Here is an 18,240-nt window from a genome sequence, read left to right as displayed (position 1 = left end):
TTATTTACGGTCGCGGGTGGTGCGCTTTTCAATGCGCTTCTCGGGCGTGGGGTTGTGCACGATGCGGTGCACGTAAATGCCAGGCAAGTGAATGTCGTCAGGGGCCAATTCGCCCGTGGCCACGATGCGTTCGACTTCCACAATACAAATCTTGCCTGCGGTAGCTGCTGCAGGATTGAAGTTGCGCGCGGTCATGTTGAAGCGCAGGTTGCCTGAGCGGTCGGCCACATCCGCTTTGATGAGCGAGATTTCTGGCACGAGGGAGCGTTCCATCACGTAGGTTTCGCCGTCAAATTCGCGCAGCTCTTTGCCTTCGGCCACCAAGGTGCCCACGCCAGTTTTGGTGAAGAAGGCTGGAATGCCAGCACCGCCAGCTCGCAGCTTTTCAGCCAGCGTACCTTGGGGGGTGAACTCAAGCTCTAACTCGCCAGAGAGGTATTGGCGTTCGAACTCTTTGTTCTCGCCCACATAGCTAGAAATCATTTTTTTGATTTGGCGAGTTTCGAGCAACTTGCCCAAACCAAAGCCGTCCACACCAGCGTTGTTAGAGATGACGGTCAAGTCCTTCACACCGCTGTCGCGCAAAGCGTCAATCAGGGCTTCAGGAATGCCACACAAACCAAAACCACCCACAGCCATCAGTTGGCCGTCGGCCACGATGTCTTTGAGTGCTTCAGCAGCAGAAGGGAAAACTTTGTTCAAGGGATGCTCCAGTCAAAGTACAACAGAATGGCATTACGATACTACGTATTGAACTACGTAGTTTTTCGTAAGCACTGACCCCCTAAAGCTTTTCCCATGATTGATTACCGCCAAGCCTTTGACCTCGCCCCCGTCGGCCTCGTTCTGTCGCGCAACCGCACGATGGTGGACTGCAACCAACACGTGTGCGACATGTTTGGCACCACACGCGAGCAGCTGATTGGCCAGTCGTTTCAGGTGCTCTACCCCAGCGCGGATGAGTACGAGCGCACAGGCGCACGCATCAAACTCAGCCTCAACGCCAAGGGGCTGTACGCCGATGACCGCCTGATGAAACGCATCGATGGCCGCATGAAAGGCGAGCCGTTTTGGTGCCATGTGACGGGTCGCGCCTTGAACTTGGATTCACCACACGAAGCAGGCATTTGGAGTTTTGAAGACCTCAGCGCCACGCGCCCTGTGCGCGCCGAGCTGACAGCGCGTGAACGTGAAGTGGCAGCCTTTTTGATGGAGGGCATGACCTCCAAAGAAATTGGCAAAGCTCTAGGCATCAGCCACCGCACGGTCGAGATTTACCGCGCCAAGCTGATGCGCAAATACAAAGCCTCGACCACGGCAGACCTGGTACATAAGTTGGTCGTCGGCTAAACAGCGCATGCGCTGTCGCCCAAGGATCCGTCTTTAAGCTTGAGGCGCATCCACCACCTCAGCAGCAGCTCTAAAGCCTTCGACTGCCGTTGGCACGCCGCAATAAATGGCGGCATGCAACAACACCTCTTGCAACTCTTCTTTGGTCGCGCCGTTGTTGAGTGCACCACGCACATGGCCTTTGAGCTCGTGCGTTTTACCCAACGCAGTGAGCATGGCCACTGTGATGAGGCTGCGGGTTTTTAAATCTAAGCCATCGCGCTGCCACGTATCGCCCCATGCGGCGCGTGTGATGTGGTGCTGCATGGGCAAGGTGAAATCGCTAGCCCCTGCAAACGCCTTGTCTACAAAAGGTTGTCCCATCACTTGGGTGCGTTTGGCCAAACCTTTTTCAAAAGCAGCGTCTGTGGGATGGGTGTGTTGGTCTGTCATGTGGGTTCCTCAAATTCAAATTCACGCCAAGGATAATCGCCCAAACTAACAAACCCTTGGAGACGATTGCATGAGCCGCTACCCCGCCCCAGCGCTGGAAAACTTGCCCGAAGACCTGCGCACCAAAATTTTGGAGGTGCAAGAAAAAGCTGGGTTTGTGCCCAACGTGTTCTTAGGTCTAGCCCGCCGCCCCGCTGAATGGCGCGCCTTCTTTGCGTACCACGATGCGTTGATGGTGCCGGAGTCGGTCGGACGCGAGAGCAACCTCACCAAAGGTGACCGCGAAATGATCGTCACCACCACCAGCGCTGCCAACAACTGCTTGTATTGCGTGGTGGCACACGGCGCCATTTTGCGCATCTACGAAAAGAAACCCTTGGTCGCCGATCAAGTGGCGGTGAACTACCGCAAGGCCGACATCACCCCACGTCAACGTGCCATGCTCGACTTCGCCATGAAGGTATGCGAACACAGCGATTTGATTGACGAGGCAGACTTTGCCCCCTTGCATGCGCATGGCTTCAACGACGAAGACATTTGGGACATCGCAGCCATCACCGCGTTCTTTGGCTTGAGCAATCGCATCGCCAGCTTCAGCGGCATGATGCCCAACCCCGAGTTTTATTTGATGGGTCGCGTGCCCAAACAAAAATAAATGCAATGCCGCAGCGGATGTGGCGCGTGCTGCATCGCGCCCTCCATCACCAGCGCCCTGCCCGGCATGCCACATGGCAAACCGGCGGGTGTGCCCTGTGTGCAATTGCTGCCTGACATGCGCTGCGCGATGTTTGGCAAGCCTGAGCGCCCCGCTTTTTGTGGCGGCTTGCAGCCCTCGGCTGACATGTGCGGCGCTGACCGCAAAGCTGCCTTGTTGTGGCTCACGCAGCTAGACACAGCCACTGCCCCAGCCATCCATGAAGTTAAGGCGTGACGATGTCACGCAACCACGCGGGTAGATCCACCGCTTTTTGTTTGGGAAAGTCCACCCAAATGGTGGTGGCCCCGCCTGCGGCGTAAATCACGCCAGGATTGGCGGCCTGCTCCATCGTGGCCCACGTTTCGAAGGTGGTACGAGCGGGGTCACTGGTGTACATCTTCACCAACACATCGCCTGGGTATTCGAGCTGTTTGTAAAAATTACAAAACGCATTCACGACCACAGGACCTTCGCCCTCAGGCCCTGGTGCAGCGTTGAACTGATGCAACCAATCGACACGCGCAATTTCGAGGTAACGAAAGTAAATCGTGTTGTTGACGTGGCCCATCGCATCCATGTCGCCCCAACGCATGGGGATGGTGCATTCGTACACCAGCTTTTTGTTTTCAGGAATTTCGTATCTCATAGTGCAAATCCGTCGTCGGCCGAAATGATCGCGCCGTTGATGAAAGAACTCTCCGCGCTCGCCAGCAGCACCAGCAGCGCATCTAGATCTTGCGGATGCCCCACACGCTTGCGCGGCAACATGCTCACCAATTTTTGGCCTTGTTCGGTGGCCCACATGTGTTCATTCATTTCGGTGCTGATGTAGCCAGGACAAATCGCGTTCACGTTGATGCCAAAACGCCCCCACTCCAAGGCCAAAGCCTTGGTCATTTGAATCACCGCTGCTTTGCTCATGGCATAGGGTGCGATTTGTGGCAACGCTTTCAAACCCACCACCGAAGCAATATTGATGATGCGCCCACCTGTGTAGGTGCCGGGCGCTGCGCCCTTGGCGCGGGCCAACATGCATTTACCCACTTCTTGCGCTACAAAGAACGAGCCTTTCACGTTGGTGTTGAAGGTGAAATCGAAGTCTTCTTCGGTCACGTCTTGCACGCGCTGGGTGGTGCTGACGCCCGAGTTGTTCACCAAGATGTCAATGCTGCCCACCTCGGTCTCGACATGGGCTACGGCAGATTTGATGCTGCCTAGCGTCGTCACATCCAAGCTCACCACATGAGCGTCGCCGCCTTCGGCTTGAATTTCGGCACGCAACTCTTTGAGCTTTTCCATGCGGCGACTGGCCAGCACCACAGCAGCGCCTGCGCGTGACAAGGTGCGAGCGAATTGCGCCCCCAAACCACTGGATGCGCCGGTGACCAAGGCCACACGGCCTGATAAATCCATGCTGTACGCCATGTAAGCCTCCTGAATGTTGAGTTATTTCATTATGACAAGTGCGTCTATGACAGGCCCTAAAATCTGTCTCACCTCTGACAACAGACTGAGACAAACGAAATGACACAAGAAGAAATCCTCGCCCAGTTCGGCCCACGTGAAGCCATGGAATACGACGTGGTCGTGATTGGTGGCGGCCCCGGTGGTTTGGCCACGGCCATCCGCATCAAACAGCTCGCGGCTGAAAAAGGCAACGACGTGTCCGTCGTCGTGCTGGAAAAAGGTTCTGAGCCCGGCGCGCACATCTTGTCAGGTGCGGTGATGGACCCCAAGGCCATGACCGAACTCATTCCCAACTGGAAAGAACTCGGCTGCCCCATCAACCAAGAAGTCACGGGCGACGATGTGTTGTTCCTCAGCGAAACAGGCACCAAGCGCACCCCCGATTGGCTGCTGCCACGCAACTTCCACAACGACGGCTGCTACGTGGTGTCACTCAGCAACGTGGTCAAGTGGATGGCAGCACACGCTGAATCGATTGGCGTGGAAATCTTCCCAGGCTTCACGGCGGCTGAAGTGCTTTACAACGATGACGGTTCCGTTAAAGGCGTGGCCACTGGCAACCTCGGCGTGGGCAAAGACGGTGAACCCACCGACAACTTCCAGCTCGGCATGGAGCTGCACGCCAAGTACACCATCTTCGCCGAAGGCGCACGTGGTCACTTGGGCAAACAAGTCATTGCCAAATACAACTTGGCCGAAGGCCGCGACCCACAAAGCTATGCCATCGGCATCAAAGAGCTTTGGGAAGTCGATCCATCCAAAGCCAAACCTGGTTTGGTGGTGCACACCTCTGGCTGGCCCATGCAAGACGACGCCTTTGGCGGCGGCTTTTTGTACCACCTCGAAGACAACAAAGTCACCCTCGGTTTTGTGCTCGGCCTCGATTACAAAAACCCATGGCTCAGCCCCTTTGAAGAAATGCAACGCTGGAAAACACACCCAGCCATTGCTGCTCACCTCGAAGGCGCTAAACGCATTGGCTACGGCGCACGCGCCATCAATAACGGCACGCCACAAGCTTTGCCCAAGACCGTGTTCCCAGGCGGCGCACTGATTGGTTGCGATGCAGGCTACTTGAATGCGGCCCGTATCAAAGGCAGCCACGCTGCCATCAAGAGCGGCATGTTGGCAGCTGACGCGGCTTATGAAGCTGTGTCAGCAGGACGCGCCAACGATGAACTGAGCGCCTACCCTGCCGCATTCGAAAAGAGCTGGCTGAGCAAAGAACTCAACCAATACCGCAACTTCAAACTGTGGTTCAAAAAAGGCATGTTGGTTGGCACGGTAATGACTGGCATTGAGCAATGGCTATTGCCCAAGCTCGGCATCAACACCCCACCTTGGACACTGCACGGCAACAAGCCCGACCATGTGAGCTTGGAGCCTGCCGCACAGCACGCTCAAATCAACTACCCCAAGCCCGACGGCAAGCTCACGTTTGATCGCTTGAGCAGCGTGTTCATCAGCAACACCAACCACGAAGAAAACCAACCTGCGCACTTGACGCTCAAAGACGCGTCGGTGCCCGTCAACATCAACCTCGCCACCTACGCTGGCCCAGAAAGCCGCTATTGCCCCGCTGGTGTGTACGAGTACGTGAAGAACGACGACAACACCGACCGCTTACAAATCAACGCGCAAAACTGCGTGCATTGCAAAACCTGCGACATCAAAGACCCCACACAAAACATCGTGTGGGTCACGCCTGAAGGCGGTGGCGGCCCTAACTACAGCGGCATGTAAAGACTATGAACAAATATCACGCAGAACACACTTGGGTGCGCATCGAAGGCGACACCGCTTTGGTGGGCATCACCCAGCACGCACAAGACACGCTGGGCGACATCGTGTTTGTTGACTTCGCCGAAGTCGGCAAAACCTTTGCACAAGGCACCGTGGCCGGAGTGGTTGAATCGGTCAAAGCCGCCGCCGACGTGCACATGCCCGTGAGTGTGGAAATCCTCGAACACAACGAAGCCCTGCGCGCTGACCCATCGCTGGCCAACAGCGACCCTGAAGGTGGGGGTTGGTTTTACAAGGTCAAGCTCAGGACACCTACCGAGTTGGACGGGTTGATGGATGCTGCGGCTTATCAGGCGATCGCCGATTAATTCATCTTACGCAACAAACAAAAAAGGCTGCTCATTGAGCAGCCTTTTTTATTGAGCAATTGCTTGATTCACTTCAATGCAAAAACAGCGAAAAGAGTTGATTCTTAAAGTGAATCCCCAGCCGTGCAAAAGCTCGGTTGCGATAGGTTTTAACCGTCGCCAAAGACAAGCCTAAATCGCTGGCAATGCCGTCTTGCGTCATGCCCGTGAGCAAACGCGCGCACACATCGACTTCGCGCTCGGTCAATGTTGGGTTGTAGGCACTTAGCTTGGTTAGCCAATGATTCACATCACGCGCAGTACTTACGGCCTGCGGCAACGACAGCGTAATTTGCTTTTGTACCAGCGTGAGCAGCACCGGCGCTAATGAAGCCAAGTCTGACAAATGCGCATCTGTGAAGGGACGCTGATGCACATGGCGGTAAAAGTTAATTGCAAACACAGAAGCTGCTTCTTGTTGAATGACCGACAAGCGCTCTTTCATGCCATGCGGTTCATACACCAGCGCCTTGTGTTGAGCAGGAATCTCTTTGTCGGTGATGTGGCACAACATGGCGTTGCCACTCTCCATCACTGGTGCAGCCAAAGTCTGGTCATTTTTTTGCGGACCAGACAAATAGGCGCTCCAACAGGCTTGGGTTGTATCGGCCACACCCCAACTCGCCGACATGAAACGGGTGGGCACGCACTGGCGACCTGTTCTGTAAATGGAGTACGACGCAGCTGGCACCACGTCTTGCAGGTGCGATAGAAATTGGGCTTCAAAGTTTGGTTGACCCATCAACCCAATCAAACCATCCAACGCATGGACATGCGCAGATGGCGATTGCAAATTCCATTGACGCATTTTGAAAATTCGTAGCCTTCGTGGCTGTCATCCTAAGGGATGACATCGGCTTGGACCTATTGGGATTACCCTTTGTTCCATGCTCCATTTACCCACACCTGAACTTAAATTTTTCGCCGATCTCTCGGTCGAAGTTGCCAAGCCCATTGAAGTGGGCAAAACCATTCACGGCACGCGTCGACTTATCTCCATCCTTGGCGGCTCGGTCCAAGGCGATGGCTGGACCGCACGCGTGCTGCCAGGTGGTGCAGATTTCCAGCTGATCGTGAATGCGCAAATGGCCGAGCTAGACGCACGCTATGCGCTAGAGACAGACGCTGGTGATGTGATTTATGTACAAAACAACGCCATTCGCACCGCCTCACCCGAGGTGATGGCCAAGCTCATCAAAGGCGAAGTCGTCAGCCCTGAAGCGGTTTACTTCCGTTGCACACCGCGCTTTGAAACCGCATCCCCTGCCCTGTCGTGGATCAGCGAACGTTTGTTCATTGGCACAGGGGCAAGGCATCCAGACCGCGTGGTCATGCGCTTCTTTGAAGTCTGCTGATCGCACCCACTTTTTCGAAATTAAAACAAGCCACTCAGGAGACACACATGAAAAAACTATTCGTACGCCGCAGCTTAATCGTTGGTATGGGCTTGGCAGCTTTGGGCACCAGCATGGGCGCATCAGCTGAACCCAACTACCCTACGCGCCCCGTTCGAATCATCGTGGGCTTCCCAGCCGGAACAGGCCCAGACATCGTGGCACGCTTGGTCGCACAAAAGCTGTCTGAGGGTTGGAACAACATGGGCGTGATCGTGGACAACAAGCCTGGTGCTGGTGGCCTGATCGCTGCCAGCGAAGCGGCACGCGCAGCACCCGATGGCTACACCTTGATGTTGGGTGAAACCGGCCAACTCAGCATTGCGCCTAGCAGCTACAACAAGTTGCCTTATGACCCCGCCAAAGACTTTGCCCCCATCAGCCAAGTGGTCAGCGCTGACTTTGTGCTGCTGGTCAATCCACAAAAAGTGCCCGCCAAAAACGTGAAGGAATTCGTGAGCTGGACGCAACAGCAAAAAGGTCTGTTCATGGCCACATTTGGTGCGGGTACGCCGGGTCACTTTGGTGCGTTCATGTTTGGTGATGCCATCAAACTCAAGCCCGAGCCTGTGCATTACAAAACCACGGCCGACGCACTGGGCGGGCTGTTCAGCGGTGATGTGCAAGGCGTTTTTGCGAGCGTAGGTTTGGCGGCACCGAATGTGAAGGCCGGCAAGCTGGTTGCCTTGGGCAGCACAGGTGCAACACGCACAGGTGCTTTGCCTGACGTGCCCACCATCAAAGAACAGGGTTACAACAACCTGGAGTTCTCCTCATGGTTTGGCATCGTCGCGCCATCGAAAGTACCTGCCGACATTCAAGCCAAACTGAGTACCGACGTTCAGAAAGCCGTGAAATCAGCCGATACCAAAGCCAAGCTCGAAGACTCTGGCTTTCGCGTGACAGGCACCAGCAAAGAAGAGTTTGGGCGCATCATCGCAGCCGACACAGTGACTTGGGGCAAGGCCGTCGCAGCGACGGGTTTCAAGGCTGATTAACCACACCACTTCACAGTTGCCCCGTTCAGGAGACGCACATGCGTTCTATTTCCTTGCACCGCGCCCTTCAAGGTTTGGGCGCTTTGTCTGCCATCAGCGTGTTGGTCGCTTGCGGCACTTTGCAAAGCACACCCACTGCACCGTTGAAAGCCGCAACAGGCGCGAGCTTGTCTCAATGTGAAGCCTTGGCTTCCAAACTCCAGCTGAGCAACACCCGCATCGAGTCTGCCGCGCCTGTGGCTGCGGGTGCTGTCATGCAAGGCGACAAAGCCGTGCCCGCGCATTGCCTTGTCAAAGGCCGCATGCATGAACGCAAGGGCAGCGATGGACGCGACTACGCCATTGGCTTCGAGATGCGTTTACCGTTGATCTGGAATGGTCGCTTCTACTACCAAGGCAATGGTGGGCTCGATGGCTCGGTACAACCCGCGCTTGGCGCTTTGGGAGGTGGTCCACTCACAGGCGCACTCATGCAAGGGTTTGCCGTGATCAGCTCAGATGCTGGACACAGCGGACCGCAAACCACGGTGTTTGGTTTAGAGCCACAGGCGCGACTCGACTACGGTTACCAAGCCGTGCAAAAACTCACGCCCATGGCCAAACAATTGATCAAGGACGCTTACGGCAAAGGGCCTGACCGTTCCTACATCGGCGGTTGCTCCAACGGTGGGCGTCACGCCATGGTGGCCGCATCTCGCTTAGGTGAGCAATACGATGGCTACTTGGTGGGCGCACCCGGCTACCGCCTGCCTTATGCGGCACTGGCGCAAATTTGGGGCGCTCAGCAGTGGGCCCCTTTGGCGACGCCTGGCGCCACCGTGAAGAACCCACTCAATCCCAACGGCACTTTGCCTGACTTGGCCAGCGCTTTCACACCGCAAGAACGCCAAACCGTGGCCCAAACCATTGCCAACAGATGCGATGCACTGGATGGCGCGGAAGACGGCATGGTGCAAGCCACACAAGCTTGCCAGACATCCTTCAACATCAAGACCGATGTGGCGACCTGCACGGGCGAACGCAACGGCACTTGCCTAACGACAGGGCAAAAAGACGTGATAGCCCGCGTGTTTGGCGGTGCGCACACAGCAGATGGCCAACGCATTTACGCCAGCTTTCCCTACGACACGGGCGTCGCTGGAGCCAACTGGGGCACTTGGAAATTTGTCGATTCGTTGATCCGCGACCCACTGGCAATTGCCACCATCTTCAGCGTGCCACCGACACCACTCAAACCGTTGGAAGACAACGTCACTCAACGTCTGGCCATGTTCTCAGCCACCAACGACACCTACCGCGAATCGGGCTGGTCGCTCATGACACCTCCTGGTGAAAGCCAACCCGACAACCTCACCGCTTTGCGTGCACGAGGTGCCAAAGTGGTGCTGTACCACGGCGTCAGCGATGCCATCTTTTCGGCCGAAGACACACGTCAATGGGTCGAGCGTTTGGACAAAGCCGGTGTGAACCCTGGTTCTGACTTTGCGCGCTATTTCCCCGTGCCGGGCATGAACCATTGCAGTATGGGGCCAGCCGCAGATCAGTTTGATTTGCTGACCCCACTCGTGCAATGGGTAGAACAAGGCATCGCCCCACAAGCCGTAGTGGCGAGTGTGCGCGGTGCAGGCAACGCAGGTGGTGTGAACAACGAGCTGCCCGCTGACTGGTCACCCAAGCGCACCCGTCCGCTGTGCGCTTATCCAACAGTAGCGACTTACAAAGGCAGCGGCTCGATGGAGGACGCCAGTAATTTCAGCTGCCGATGACCTTGGTCAGCGCACGCGTCAGCCGATCGAGATTCTGCTCATTGGCTGGCTCCACAATGGCTTTGACAGCTTGCGCGATCTGCGCATCATCAAACACCTGCTGCCACTGCAGATGCGTCCCGTCTGCAACTTGGGTCAGTTGCACAGTGAGTGTGAAAAAGGGTTGGCAGTCGTGACGAATCACCACGCGTGATGCGGGCTCAAGCTCGATGAACACATTCTGATTCGGGTAGCGTGCGCCATCTGGTCCCACCATCACGAAGGTCCAGCGACCAGCCACCTGAAATTCGAAAGTTTCAAATTCGTTGGTGAATCCGTCCGGCCCCCACCAATTGGCCAAGACCTCTGCCGAAGCAAATGCGTTGTACACCGCTTGGGGTGAGAACGGGAGTGTGCGCTCCGTGCGAAACATTGTGTCGCGATGCATCTGACAACCTCACCCAGAAAAATTTATAGCGCTTGACCTAAGCGGGCAATGCCTTCTTTGATCTTCTCCACATCCGCCGTGGCAAAGCTCAAACGAATCGCGGTCGTGTCAGGGTTGTTCGCAAAGAACGGTGCGCCCGGCACAAAGGCCACGCCTTTTTCAATCGCACGTTTGGCCAGTTCAGCACCGTCTTTCACTTTGCCGCCTGCGCCGGTGAGGTTAGCCCAGAAGAACAAGCCGCCTTTTGGTTGCGTGAAGGTCAAGGCATCGCCCAGTTCGCGCTTCAAAGCCTCGCCCATGGCTTGGGCGCGCTCGGCATACACGCTGCGCACATGCGCCAAGGTGGCAGGCATGCGGCCCGCTTTGAGGTAGTGCGCGGCAGTGGCTTGCGCGAAGGTGGAGGTGTGGGCATCGCTGAACTGCTTGCACATGGTGGCGCGTGCCAGCAGCTCGGGCGGGGCAATCATCCAACCCACGCGCAGGCCAGGCGACAACACTTTGCTGAGCGAGCCGCAATGAATCAGCCACTCGCGGCTGCCCGGCACTTGGTCGCTCAGAGCGAGCAAGGAAGGGGGTGGCGCTTCGCCAAAGTACAGGTCGCCATAAGGGTCGTCTTCGACCACCACGGTTTTGTATTTCACAGCGAGTTCGAGCACGCGCAGACGACGCTCGAGGCTGAGCGTAGCACCACTCGGGTTACCAAACGTAGGAATGAGGTACACGAGCTTTGGCTTGTGTTGCACCATCATTTCTTCAAGCTTGTCCACTTGCACGCCGTGCGCGTCGATGGGCACACCCACCACTTGCGGGCCGTACAAACGGAAGCACTGGATGGTGGCTAAGAACGTGGGACCTTCGACCAAAACCACATCGCCTGGGTTGAGTAAAGTTTTGGCAATCAGGTCCAACGCTTGTTGGCTGCCTGTTGTGACGATGAGGCCGTTGGCATCTAAGCCCTTCACGCCTTTGCTAGCCATGAAGGCGGCGAGTTGTTCGCGCAACGGTTGATAGCCTTCGGTGGCACCGTATTGCAAGGCTGCGCCTGGCTCTTGGGTCAGAGCGGCTTCACTGGCTTCGCGAATGCCTTCCACATCAAACATGGCACTGTCGGGAAAGCCGCCAGCAAAGCTGATGATGCCGGGCTTGCCCAGCAGTTTGAACAGTTCACGAATGGCGGAGGTTTCAACGTTGTTGAGGCGGTCAGCGAACTGCATAGTTGAGGGCATGGTAGGGAATAATGGACAGATGAAAACACAGCACATTGAGCCTTTTTTCGCGACGCTGAAAGCAGCCAATCCGCAGCCCAATACCGAGTTGGAATATACCAGCGTGTTCGAGTTGTTAGCCGCCGTGCTGCTGAGTGCCCAGGCTACCGATGTGGGTGTGAACAAGGCCACGCGATTGTTGTTTCCCGCGGCCAACACACCGCAACAAATACTGGACCTCGGACTTGCAGGCCTTGAGAGCTACATCAAGACGATTGGCCTGTATCACAGCAAAGCCAAACACCTGATGCAAACCTGCCGCATCTTGGTGGAGCAACACCAAGGCGTTATTCCACGGACGCGTGAGGCGCTCGAAGCACTTCCAGGAGTCGGTCGTAAAACAGCCAACGTGGTGCTGAATGTGGCCTTTGGTGAACCCACCATGGCGGTGGACACGCACATTTTCCGCGTAGGCAATCGCACGGGCTTGGCCCCAGGAAAAACACCGCTGACAGTGGAAATGAAACTGATGAAGCGCATCCCTGCTGAATACCTCGTCGATGCCCATCATTGGCTCATCTTGCATGGCCGCTATGTGTGCCAAGCGCGTAAACCACTGTGCTGGCAATGTGGCGTGTCAGAGTTTTGTAACTTCAAGCCAAAGACAACAAAGCCCTAGGAAGAATCACGTAAAAAAGGCCACCCATGGGTGGCCTTTGGCTGGACGCATTGCGTCAGTCTGCGGACACACCCGCTTTGCGGATCACAGGCCCCCATTTGTTGATTTCCAACTTGAGGTGGTCTTTCAAACCATCGGCTGTCATCTTGTCAGCTGACGGAATATCAGAGCTCAGGTCAGTCAGGCGCTGTTTGATCGTGGCGTCAGCCATGGCAAAGCGCAATGCTGTGTTGATTTTTTGCAGTACAGGTGCAGGCGTGCCTTTGGGTGCGTACATGCCATGCCACACCTTCACTTCAAAGCCCTTCAAACCCTGCTCATCCATCGTGGGCACGTTGGGCAATGCAGCCAAGCGCTTCAAGGTGGTTACACCGAACACTTTGACGCGTCCATCTTTAATCATAGGAACTGTTTGCGTGGTTTGGTCGCACAAGATGTCCACTTGCCCACCCAGCAAATCGTTCATGGCAGGGCCTGTGCCTTTGTAAGGAATGGTGTTGATGTTCACACCAATCGCACTCTTAAACATCAATCCACACAAATTGGAAACAGCGCCCAAGCCAGCATCGGCCATCGACACTTTGCTTTCATTCGCTTTGATATAGGCAATAAGTTCTTGCAAGTTGTTAGCAGGAATGTCTTTGCGCGCAATCAAAGTCATGGGGACATCCAGCACTTGACCGATGTATTCAAAGTCTGTCAACGGATCGAAGTTGAGTTTGTTATATAGCGCAGGCGCTGTCGACATGCCCATGTGATGCAAAAAGATGGTGTAACCATTAGGTGCCGCACGCGCCACTTTGGTAGCGCCAATCGTGCCGCCAGCACCATTGACGTTTTCCACCACCACGGGTTGCCCCAAAGATGCCCCCATGGGAATGGCCATCATGCGAGCCACGACATCTGTGGGGCCACCTGCGGCAAACGGCACCACCAAAGTGATGGATTTTTCTGGATATTTGCTAGGCTGAGCTTGCGCCCATCCTGCAGCCACAGCGGCTGTCAACACCAAAATTTGAGCGAATCGTTTCATCTTTGTCTCCTGTTTTTATCAATCAAACACCATCAAATGTCACCGAATATCGGCGAACCAACTGTCGCCCGCGCGCCACCTCACTCTGGCGCATGGCTTCATGTCACGCGGCTGTGCAAATCCACTTGCCGAAGAACTGACTTGGCCAACATCACGACAGGGCGATCGATCATTTTTCCGTTGAGCTGCACCACGCCGCCATTGGCTGCATGGTCAGCAGCCACCACAGCTTGGGCATGCGCAATCTCTTGCGCTGATGGCTGAAAGCCATGAATCACGGCATCCACCTGCGTGGGATGAATACACAACTTGGCTTGAAAACCCAACCGTTTGCCACGCAAGATATCAGCTTGCAATTGATCTTGCGAGTCAATTTGCACAGTCACACCGTCTATCGGAGCGGCAATGTCAGCCAAGCGGCTAGCCAGCAGCATTTGATGTCGTACCGGCAACAGCTCTATCTCATCAGGTCCACACTGCATGCCAAAACTGAACTGCAAATCAATGTTGCCCAAAGACAAGCGCAAGGTGTTCTGGTGGGCAGCAATCGCCTTGACTTGGTCCACGCCTCGCGCACTTTCAATCATCGGAAGCAACAAAGGAGTGAACGACAGCGCATCCGCCACAAACGACAACTGCTCAGGAGACTCAGCTTTAGGCAGCATGATGTGCTGAATACCCAGCTCATCCATTAAGCGCAAGTCATCTTCTAAAAATGGCGTGCCGCAGGCATTCACACGCACAACAATCCGCTCGGGGCATTTCTGCAACCACGGCATCAACTCAAGGCGAATGGCATCACGCGCCACGTCTTTTTCAGACAAGGGAACGGCATCCTCTAAATCGACAATCACTGCGTGCGCGCGAGTAGCCAACGACTTCGCGAAGCGGTCGGGCCGGTTGGCCGGCACAAACAAAAATGCTTGTGCAAAAGACAAAGGATGCGTCATGTCAACAAGGCATCCATGCGAGGCGCTTTGACCAAGGCCCACAACTTGGCAATGACCGCACGCATTTCTGCTTCTGTTGCCGACTGGCTATAGGTGGCCAGTCGAATGGCTTTAGATTCAATTTCCTCACGCGATAAAGTGTTGCCGGGGTCACCTTTTGGCTCGTCCACACGGCCTTGCAATACACGACCATCGCTGGTGGTGACGGTGACTTTGCCAATCCAACGTTGTGGATAAGCCGTATCCACCTCAACATCCAGCACCATCTCAACTTTGTCTCGCAAAGCGACGATGGCTGCATCTTTGAAATGTGCATCAAACTCAGCCAAGCCAGCATGCTCGTATTGCGCGACCAAGGCCAACACAGTGCCCATACTGAATTTGCTTTGGTGCACGGTGCTCGGATCCACCACAGGGCCCAATACGTCAATGGCCCCTTGGTGCACATGGGTCACCACCTTTGCAATATCACTGAGCTTGAGATGATGTGCTTTCACCACTTGCAGCAAAGCATCAGCTGCCGGATGAGTGTGCCGACAAGAGGCGTGGTACTTGAAGGAGGTTTCCACTGTGGTCCAACGCGTGCCCAAACCATCGGTGAGCTTGCGCACATCAGCGTCGGTGGACATGCCCACCGCCATACCTTGGGCACCTTCCAAAATGCACTTGGCACCTGTGAAGCCTTGCTTGGCCAAATAGGCCGACATCAGACCCGTGCCTGCGGCATGCGCGGTGTGCAGTTGTTTAGAGTCTGCGGCGTCACGCAAAAATTCCCACAGGCCCGCAGCTTGCGTACCCGCAGAACCGAATGCATGATTCATCTGCTCAGGTGTGAGCTTGAGCAAACGCCCCACAGCGGCAGCGGCAGCCACACCACCCGCAGTGCCCGTGGTGTGAAAAATTCGGTAGTGTGAACGTCCCAAAAATTCACCCACTCGAATACCCACTTCGTAGCCAGCCACGCAAGCCACCAAAAAGTCTTCGCCACTCGCACCTATGGCTTGAGCAACCGCCAGCGCGGGCGAAAACACGACTGTGGCGGGATGAAACACCGAACCGTTATGCACATCGTCTTGTTCCACCACATGTGAAGCTGCGGCGTTGGCCATGGCAGCCATGTAAGGCGATGAAGAGCGGCGGTTAAACAGAATTTCTGAAGGACCGCTGGCAGGCCCCATGTCCATCACAAATTGGGTCAATATTTCCACCGCGCGAGCGCCCTTACCTGCTACGGCAGAACCAAACCAGTCAACCAACAGGTCTTCGGTTTTGCGAAGCACATGCGCGGGAATGTCTTTGACTTCAAGCTGAGCTGCAAACGCAGCCAATGCGGCTGTGCCTGTCAATGTAGTTTGATTCATCGCAACACTCCCAATTCTTTGAAGATGGCCTCAGTGTGTTCACCCACGCGAGGAATGGCACCCATGCGGTAATCAAATGCAGTTTGTTGACCAGGCGGCAACAAAGCTGGCAACTCACCGGCTGGTGAATCCACTGTGGTCCAGCGATGTCGGGCTTTGAGCTGCGGATGCGCCCACAAGTCGGCCATGGTGTTCATGCGCGCATTAGCAATGGGGGCCGCTTCTAAACGCGCCATCACTTCGGCTGTGGTGAGCTTGGCAAACACATCCAGGATCAAAGCTTGCAAAGCGTTTCTGTTTTGGTTGCGTTTGGCGTTGCTGTCAAAGCGCGTGTCATGCACCAGCTCGGGTTGCTCAAGCACGCAGACACAAAATTTCACCCACTCGCGCTCGTTTTGCAGGCCGAGCATCACCGTACCGCCATCACCCGCTGCAAACGGACCATAGGGATAAATCGTGGCGTGGGCCGCGGCATTGCGAGGCGGGGGCGACGCGTCATCCATGGCGTAGTACATGGGAAAGCCCATCCACTCGCCCAAGGCTTCGAGCATCGACACATCGATGTGCGAGCCCTCGCCTGTTTTGTCGCGTTGAATCAAAGCCGACAAGATGTTGGTGTAGGCGTACATGCCGGCGGCGATGTCAGCAATCGAGTTACCGCTCTTGCTGGGATGCTCTGGCGTACCGGTAATACTCAAAAATCCAGCCTCGCTTTGGATCAACAAGTCGTAAGCTTTTTTATCTCGGTAAGGGCCATCGTTGCCGTAGCCCGAGATGTCGCATACGATGAGTCGTGGATTTTCAGAGCGCAAGGTGGCTGCATCTAGCCCCATACGGCCTGTGGCACCTGGGGCTAGGTTTTGCACGAGGACATCGGCCTTGGCAATGAGTTGTTTAAGGACAGCCAAATCTTGCGGATCTTTGAGGTCCAGCGCCAAACTTTCTTTGGAGCGATTCACCCACACAAAGTGAGAAGACTCACCCCTTGCGCGTTGGTCATAAGCACGCGCAAAGTCTCCTGAGCCCGGACGTTCTACTTTAATAACGCGAGCACCCAAGTCTGCCAATTGACGGGTGCAAAACGGTGCCGCAATGGCGTGCTCTAAAGACACCACGGTGATGTGGTCGAGAGGTCGAACTTTTGTTGCGGTCATAGCGACGTCCTCAGAATGAACGCGGCAAACCGAGGATGTGCTCGGCCACGTAGCTGAAGATCATGTTGGTCGAAATCGGCGCCACCTGATACAAGCGCGTTTCGCGGAACTTGCGCTCAATGTCGTACTCACACGCAAAACCAAAGCCGCCGTGCGTTTGTAGGCAAACGTTGGCAGCTTCCCAGCTGGCCTTGGCCGCGAGGTACTTAGCCATGTTGGCTTCTGCACCAGCGTTTTGCATGGCGTCGATTTTTTCGCAAGCTTTCCAACGCATCAGGTTAGCCGCTTCGAGTTCGATGAAGGCATCTGCAATCGGAAACTGCACGCCTTGGTTCTGACCAATCGGGCGACCAAACACCACGCGTTCGTTGGCGTATTTACGCGCACGGTCGATGAACCAGTAGCCGTCGCCAATGCACTCGGCCGCAATCAAGGTGCGCTCAGCGTTCAAGCCATCGAGCAGGGTCTTGAAGCCCTTGCCTTCTTCGCCCAGTAACGCGTCTTCTGGAATTTCGAGGTTGTCAAAAAACAGTTCGTTGGTTTCGTGGTTCACCATGTTCAAAATTGGGCGCACGGTCAGGCCGTTGCCGATCGCTGTTTTCAAATCAATCAGAAAACAAGACAAGCCTTCGGAGCGTTTGGTCACTTGGTCAGCGGGCGTGGTGCGTGCTAACAAAATCATCAAATCACTGTGCTGGATGCGCGAGATCCACACCTTCTGCCCGTTGATGACCCAACGGCCATCTTTCTTCACCGCAGTGGTTTTGAGCTTGGTGGTGTCGCTGCCAGTGGTTGGCTCGGTGACGCCCATGGATTGAATGCGTAATTCTCCAGTGGCGATCTTGGGTAAAAATTTATCTTTTTGCGCTTGCGATCCGCCGCGCACGATCGAGTTCATTACATACATCTGGCCGTGGCAGGCGCCAGAGTTGCCACCAGAACGGTTGATCTCTTCCATGATGACCGAGGCCTCGGCCATGGTCAGGCCTGAGCCACCGTACTCTTGTGGAATGAGCGCAGCCATCCAACCTGCCTTGGTCAGTGCGTCAACAAAGGCTTCCGGGTAGCCGCGTTGTTCATCCACTTTGCGGTGGTATTCGTCAGGAAACTGAGCGCAGAGGTCGCGCACAGCGTCGCGGATGTCTTGGTATTGATCGTGGTGATTCAGCATGGCAAT

The 18,240-nt window shown here is 55.5% G+C and carries 21 protein-coding genes; 9 read left to right on the top strand and 12 right to left on the bottom strand.

The features are described from left to right. Positions 1-702, bottom strand: coding sequence for a CoA transferase subunit A (locus LINBF2_RS04025; protein WP_281890611.1), 702 nt, complete (start codon positions 700-702; stop codon positions 1-3). A gap of 96 nt (positions 703-798) precedes the next feature. Between LINBF2_RS04025 and LINBF2_RS04020 the strand changes: the two genes are divergently transcribed. Then, positions 799-1,350: a PAS and helix-turn-helix domain-containing protein gene (locus tag LINBF2_RS04020; RefSeq protein ID WP_281890609.1), complete on the top strand. Its 552-nt coding sequence runs from the start codon at positions 799-801 to the stop codon at positions 1,348-1,350. Positions 1,351-1,383: 33 nt separating this feature from the next. Here the strand turns inward: LINBF2_RS04020 and LINBF2_RS04015 are convergent, their stop codons facing one another. Then, positions 1,384-1,782, bottom strand: coding sequence for a carboxymuconolactone decarboxylase family protein (locus tag LINBF2_RS04015; RefSeq protein ID WP_104799227.1), 399 nt, complete (start codon positions 1,780-1,782; stop codon positions 1,384-1,386). 70 nt (positions 1,783-1,852) lie between these two features. Here LINBF2_RS04015 and LINBF2_RS04010 point away from each other — a divergent pair, with 70 nt between their 5' ends. Further along, positions 1,853-2,437, top strand: coding sequence for a peroxidase-related enzyme (locus LINBF2_RS04010; protein WP_281890606.1), 585 nt, complete (start codon positions 1,853-1,855; stop codon positions 2,435-2,437). Then, positions 2,438-2,713 (top strand): YkgJ family cysteine cluster protein, encoded by a 276-nt coding sequence (locus LINBF2_RS04005; RefSeq protein WP_281890604.1) that lies wholly within the window; start codon positions 2,438-2,440, stop codon positions 2,711-2,713. Here the strand turns inward: LINBF2_RS04005 and LINBF2_RS04000 are convergent. Both LINBF2_RS04000 and LINBF2_RS03995 read right to left on the bottom strand, forming a co-directional pair. Then, positions 2,703-3,125, bottom strand: a complete 423-nt coding sequence (locus LINBF2_RS04000) for a thioesterase family protein (protein ID WP_281890602.1) — start codon at positions 3,123-3,125, stop codon at positions 2,703-2,705. The two genes, LINBF2_RS04005 and LINBF2_RS04000, sit on opposite strands and share 11 nt — an antisense overlap. After that, complete coding sequence (locus LINBF2_RS03995) at positions 3,122-3,904, bottom strand: SDR family oxidoreductase (protein ID WP_281890601.1); 783 nt, start codon at positions 3,902-3,904, stop codon at positions 3,122-3,124. The genes LINBF2_RS04000 and LINBF2_RS03995 overlap by 4 nt, the downstream gene beginning before the upstream one ends. A 99-nt stretch (positions 3,905-4,003) precedes the next feature. Between LINBF2_RS03995 and LINBF2_RS03990 the strand changes: the two genes are divergently transcribed. Both LINBF2_RS03990 and gcvH read left to right on the top strand, forming a co-directional pair. Then, complete coding sequence (locus LINBF2_RS03990) at positions 4,004-5,689, top strand: electron transfer flavoprotein-ubiquinone oxidoreductase (protein WP_281890599.1); 1,686 nt, start codon at positions 4,004-4,006, stop codon at positions 5,687-5,689. Between the two features lie 5 nt (positions 5,690-5,694). Further along, positions 5,695-6,057, top strand: a complete 363-nt coding sequence (gene gcvH / locus LINBF2_RS03985; RefSeq protein ID WP_281890597.1) for a glycine cleavage system protein GcvH — start codon at positions 5,695-5,697, stop codon at positions 6,055-6,057. 73 nt (positions 6,058-6,130) lie between these two features. Here gcvH and LINBF2_RS03980 read toward each other — a convergent pair whose 3' ends face one another. Then, on the bottom strand, positions 6,131-6,904 hold the full coding sequence (locus LINBF2_RS03980) for a LuxR C-terminal-related transcriptional regulator (protein ID WP_281890595.1): 774 nt from the start codon (positions 6,902-6,904) through the stop codon (positions 6,131-6,133). A gap of 79 nt (positions 6,905-6,983) precedes the next feature. Between LINBF2_RS03980 and LINBF2_RS03975 the strand changes: the two genes are divergently transcribed. The 3 genes from LINBF2_RS03975 to LINBF2_RS03965 all read left to right on the top strand — a co-directional run bounded on the left by LINBF2_RS03975 (position 6,984) and on the right by LINBF2_RS03965 (position 10,254). Continuing rightward, positions 6,984-7,451, top strand: a complete 468-nt coding sequence (locus tag LINBF2_RS03975) for a DUF3237 domain-containing protein (protein WP_281890593.1) — start codon at positions 6,984-6,986, stop codon at positions 7,449-7,451. Positions 7,452-7,537: 86 nt separating this feature from the next. Next, positions 7,538-8,488 (top strand): tripartite tricarboxylate transporter substrate binding protein, encoded by a 951-nt coding sequence (locus LINBF2_RS03970; protein ID WP_281891284.1) that lies wholly within the window; start codon positions 7,538-7,540, stop codon positions 8,486-8,488. A gap of 38 nt (positions 8,489-8,526) precedes the next feature. Beyond that, positions 8,527-10,254, top strand: a complete 1,728-nt coding sequence (locus LINBF2_RS03965) for a tannase/feruloyl esterase family alpha/beta hydrolase (protein ID WP_281890591.1) — start codon at positions 8,527-8,529, stop codon at positions 10,252-10,254. Here the strand turns inward: LINBF2_RS03965 and LINBF2_RS03960 are convergent. Then, positions 10,241-10,681 carry an SRPBCC domain-containing protein gene (locus tag LINBF2_RS03960; protein WP_281890589.1) on the bottom strand — a complete coding sequence of 147 codons (441 nt, stop codon included), beginning with the start codon at positions 10,679-10,681 and terminating at the stop codon, positions 10,241-10,243. The two genes, LINBF2_RS03965 and LINBF2_RS03960, sit on opposite strands and share 14 nt — an antisense overlap. 23 nt (positions 10,682-10,704) lie before the next feature. After that, positions 10,705-11,895 carry a PLP-dependent aminotransferase family protein gene (locus tag LINBF2_RS03955; RefSeq protein ID WP_281891283.1) on the bottom strand — a complete coding sequence of 397 codons (1,191 nt, stop codon included), beginning with the start codon at positions 11,893-11,895 and terminating at the stop codon, positions 10,705-10,707. Between the two features lie 31 nt (positions 11,896-11,926). Here LINBF2_RS03955 and nth point away from each other — a divergent pair, with 31 nt between their 5' ends. After that, on the top strand, positions 11,927-12,565 hold the full coding sequence (gene nth, locus LINBF2_RS03950; RefSeq protein ID WP_281890587.1) for an endonuclease III: 639 nt from the start codon (positions 11,927-11,929) through the stop codon (positions 12,563-12,565). A gap of 55 nt (positions 12,566-12,620) precedes the next feature. Here the strand turns inward: nth and LINBF2_RS03945 are convergent, their stop codons facing one another. The 5 genes from LINBF2_RS03945 to LINBF2_RS03925 form a co-directional block, all read right to left on the bottom strand. Further along, positions 12,621-13,598, bottom strand: coding sequence for a tripartite tricarboxylate transporter substrate binding protein BugD (locus LINBF2_RS03945; RefSeq protein WP_281890585.1), 978 nt, complete (start codon positions 13,596-13,598; stop codon positions 12,621-12,623). A 98-nt stretch (positions 13,599-13,696) separates the two neighbouring features. Further along, positions 13,697-14,548, bottom strand: coding sequence for a CoA ester lyase (locus LINBF2_RS03940; RefSeq protein ID WP_281890583.1), 852 nt, complete (start codon positions 14,546-14,548; stop codon positions 13,697-13,699). After that, on the bottom strand, positions 14,545-15,909 hold the full coding sequence (locus LINBF2_RS03935) for an MmgE/PrpD family protein (protein ID WP_281890581.1): 1,365 nt from the start codon (positions 15,907-15,909) through the stop codon (positions 14,545-14,547). The genes LINBF2_RS03940 and LINBF2_RS03935 overlap by 4 nt, the downstream gene beginning before the upstream one ends. Continuing rightward, the gene (locus LINBF2_RS03930; protein WP_281890579.1) at positions 15,906-17,063 is read right to left on the bottom strand and encodes a CaiB/BaiF CoA-transferase family protein; all 1,158 of its coding nucleotides are present in this window, start codon (positions 17,061-17,063) and stop codon (positions 15,906-15,908) included. The genes LINBF2_RS03935 and LINBF2_RS03930 overlap by 4 nt, the downstream gene beginning before the upstream one ends. 10 nt (positions 17,064-17,073) lie before the next feature. After that, positions 17,074-18,234, bottom strand: a complete 1,161-nt coding sequence (locus LINBF2_RS03925; protein WP_201747029.1) for an acyl-CoA dehydrogenase family protein — start codon at positions 18,232-18,234, stop codon at positions 17,074-17,076. Positions 18,235-18,240: the final 6 nt, after the last annotated feature.

Source organism: Limnohabitans sp. TEGF004 (genome assembly GCF_027924965.1).
Classification (GTDB): Bacteria; Pseudomonadota; Gammaproteobacteria; order Burkholderiales; family Burkholderiaceae_C; genus Limnohabitans.
This window is presented reverse-complemented; position numbering and strand designations above follow the sequence as displayed.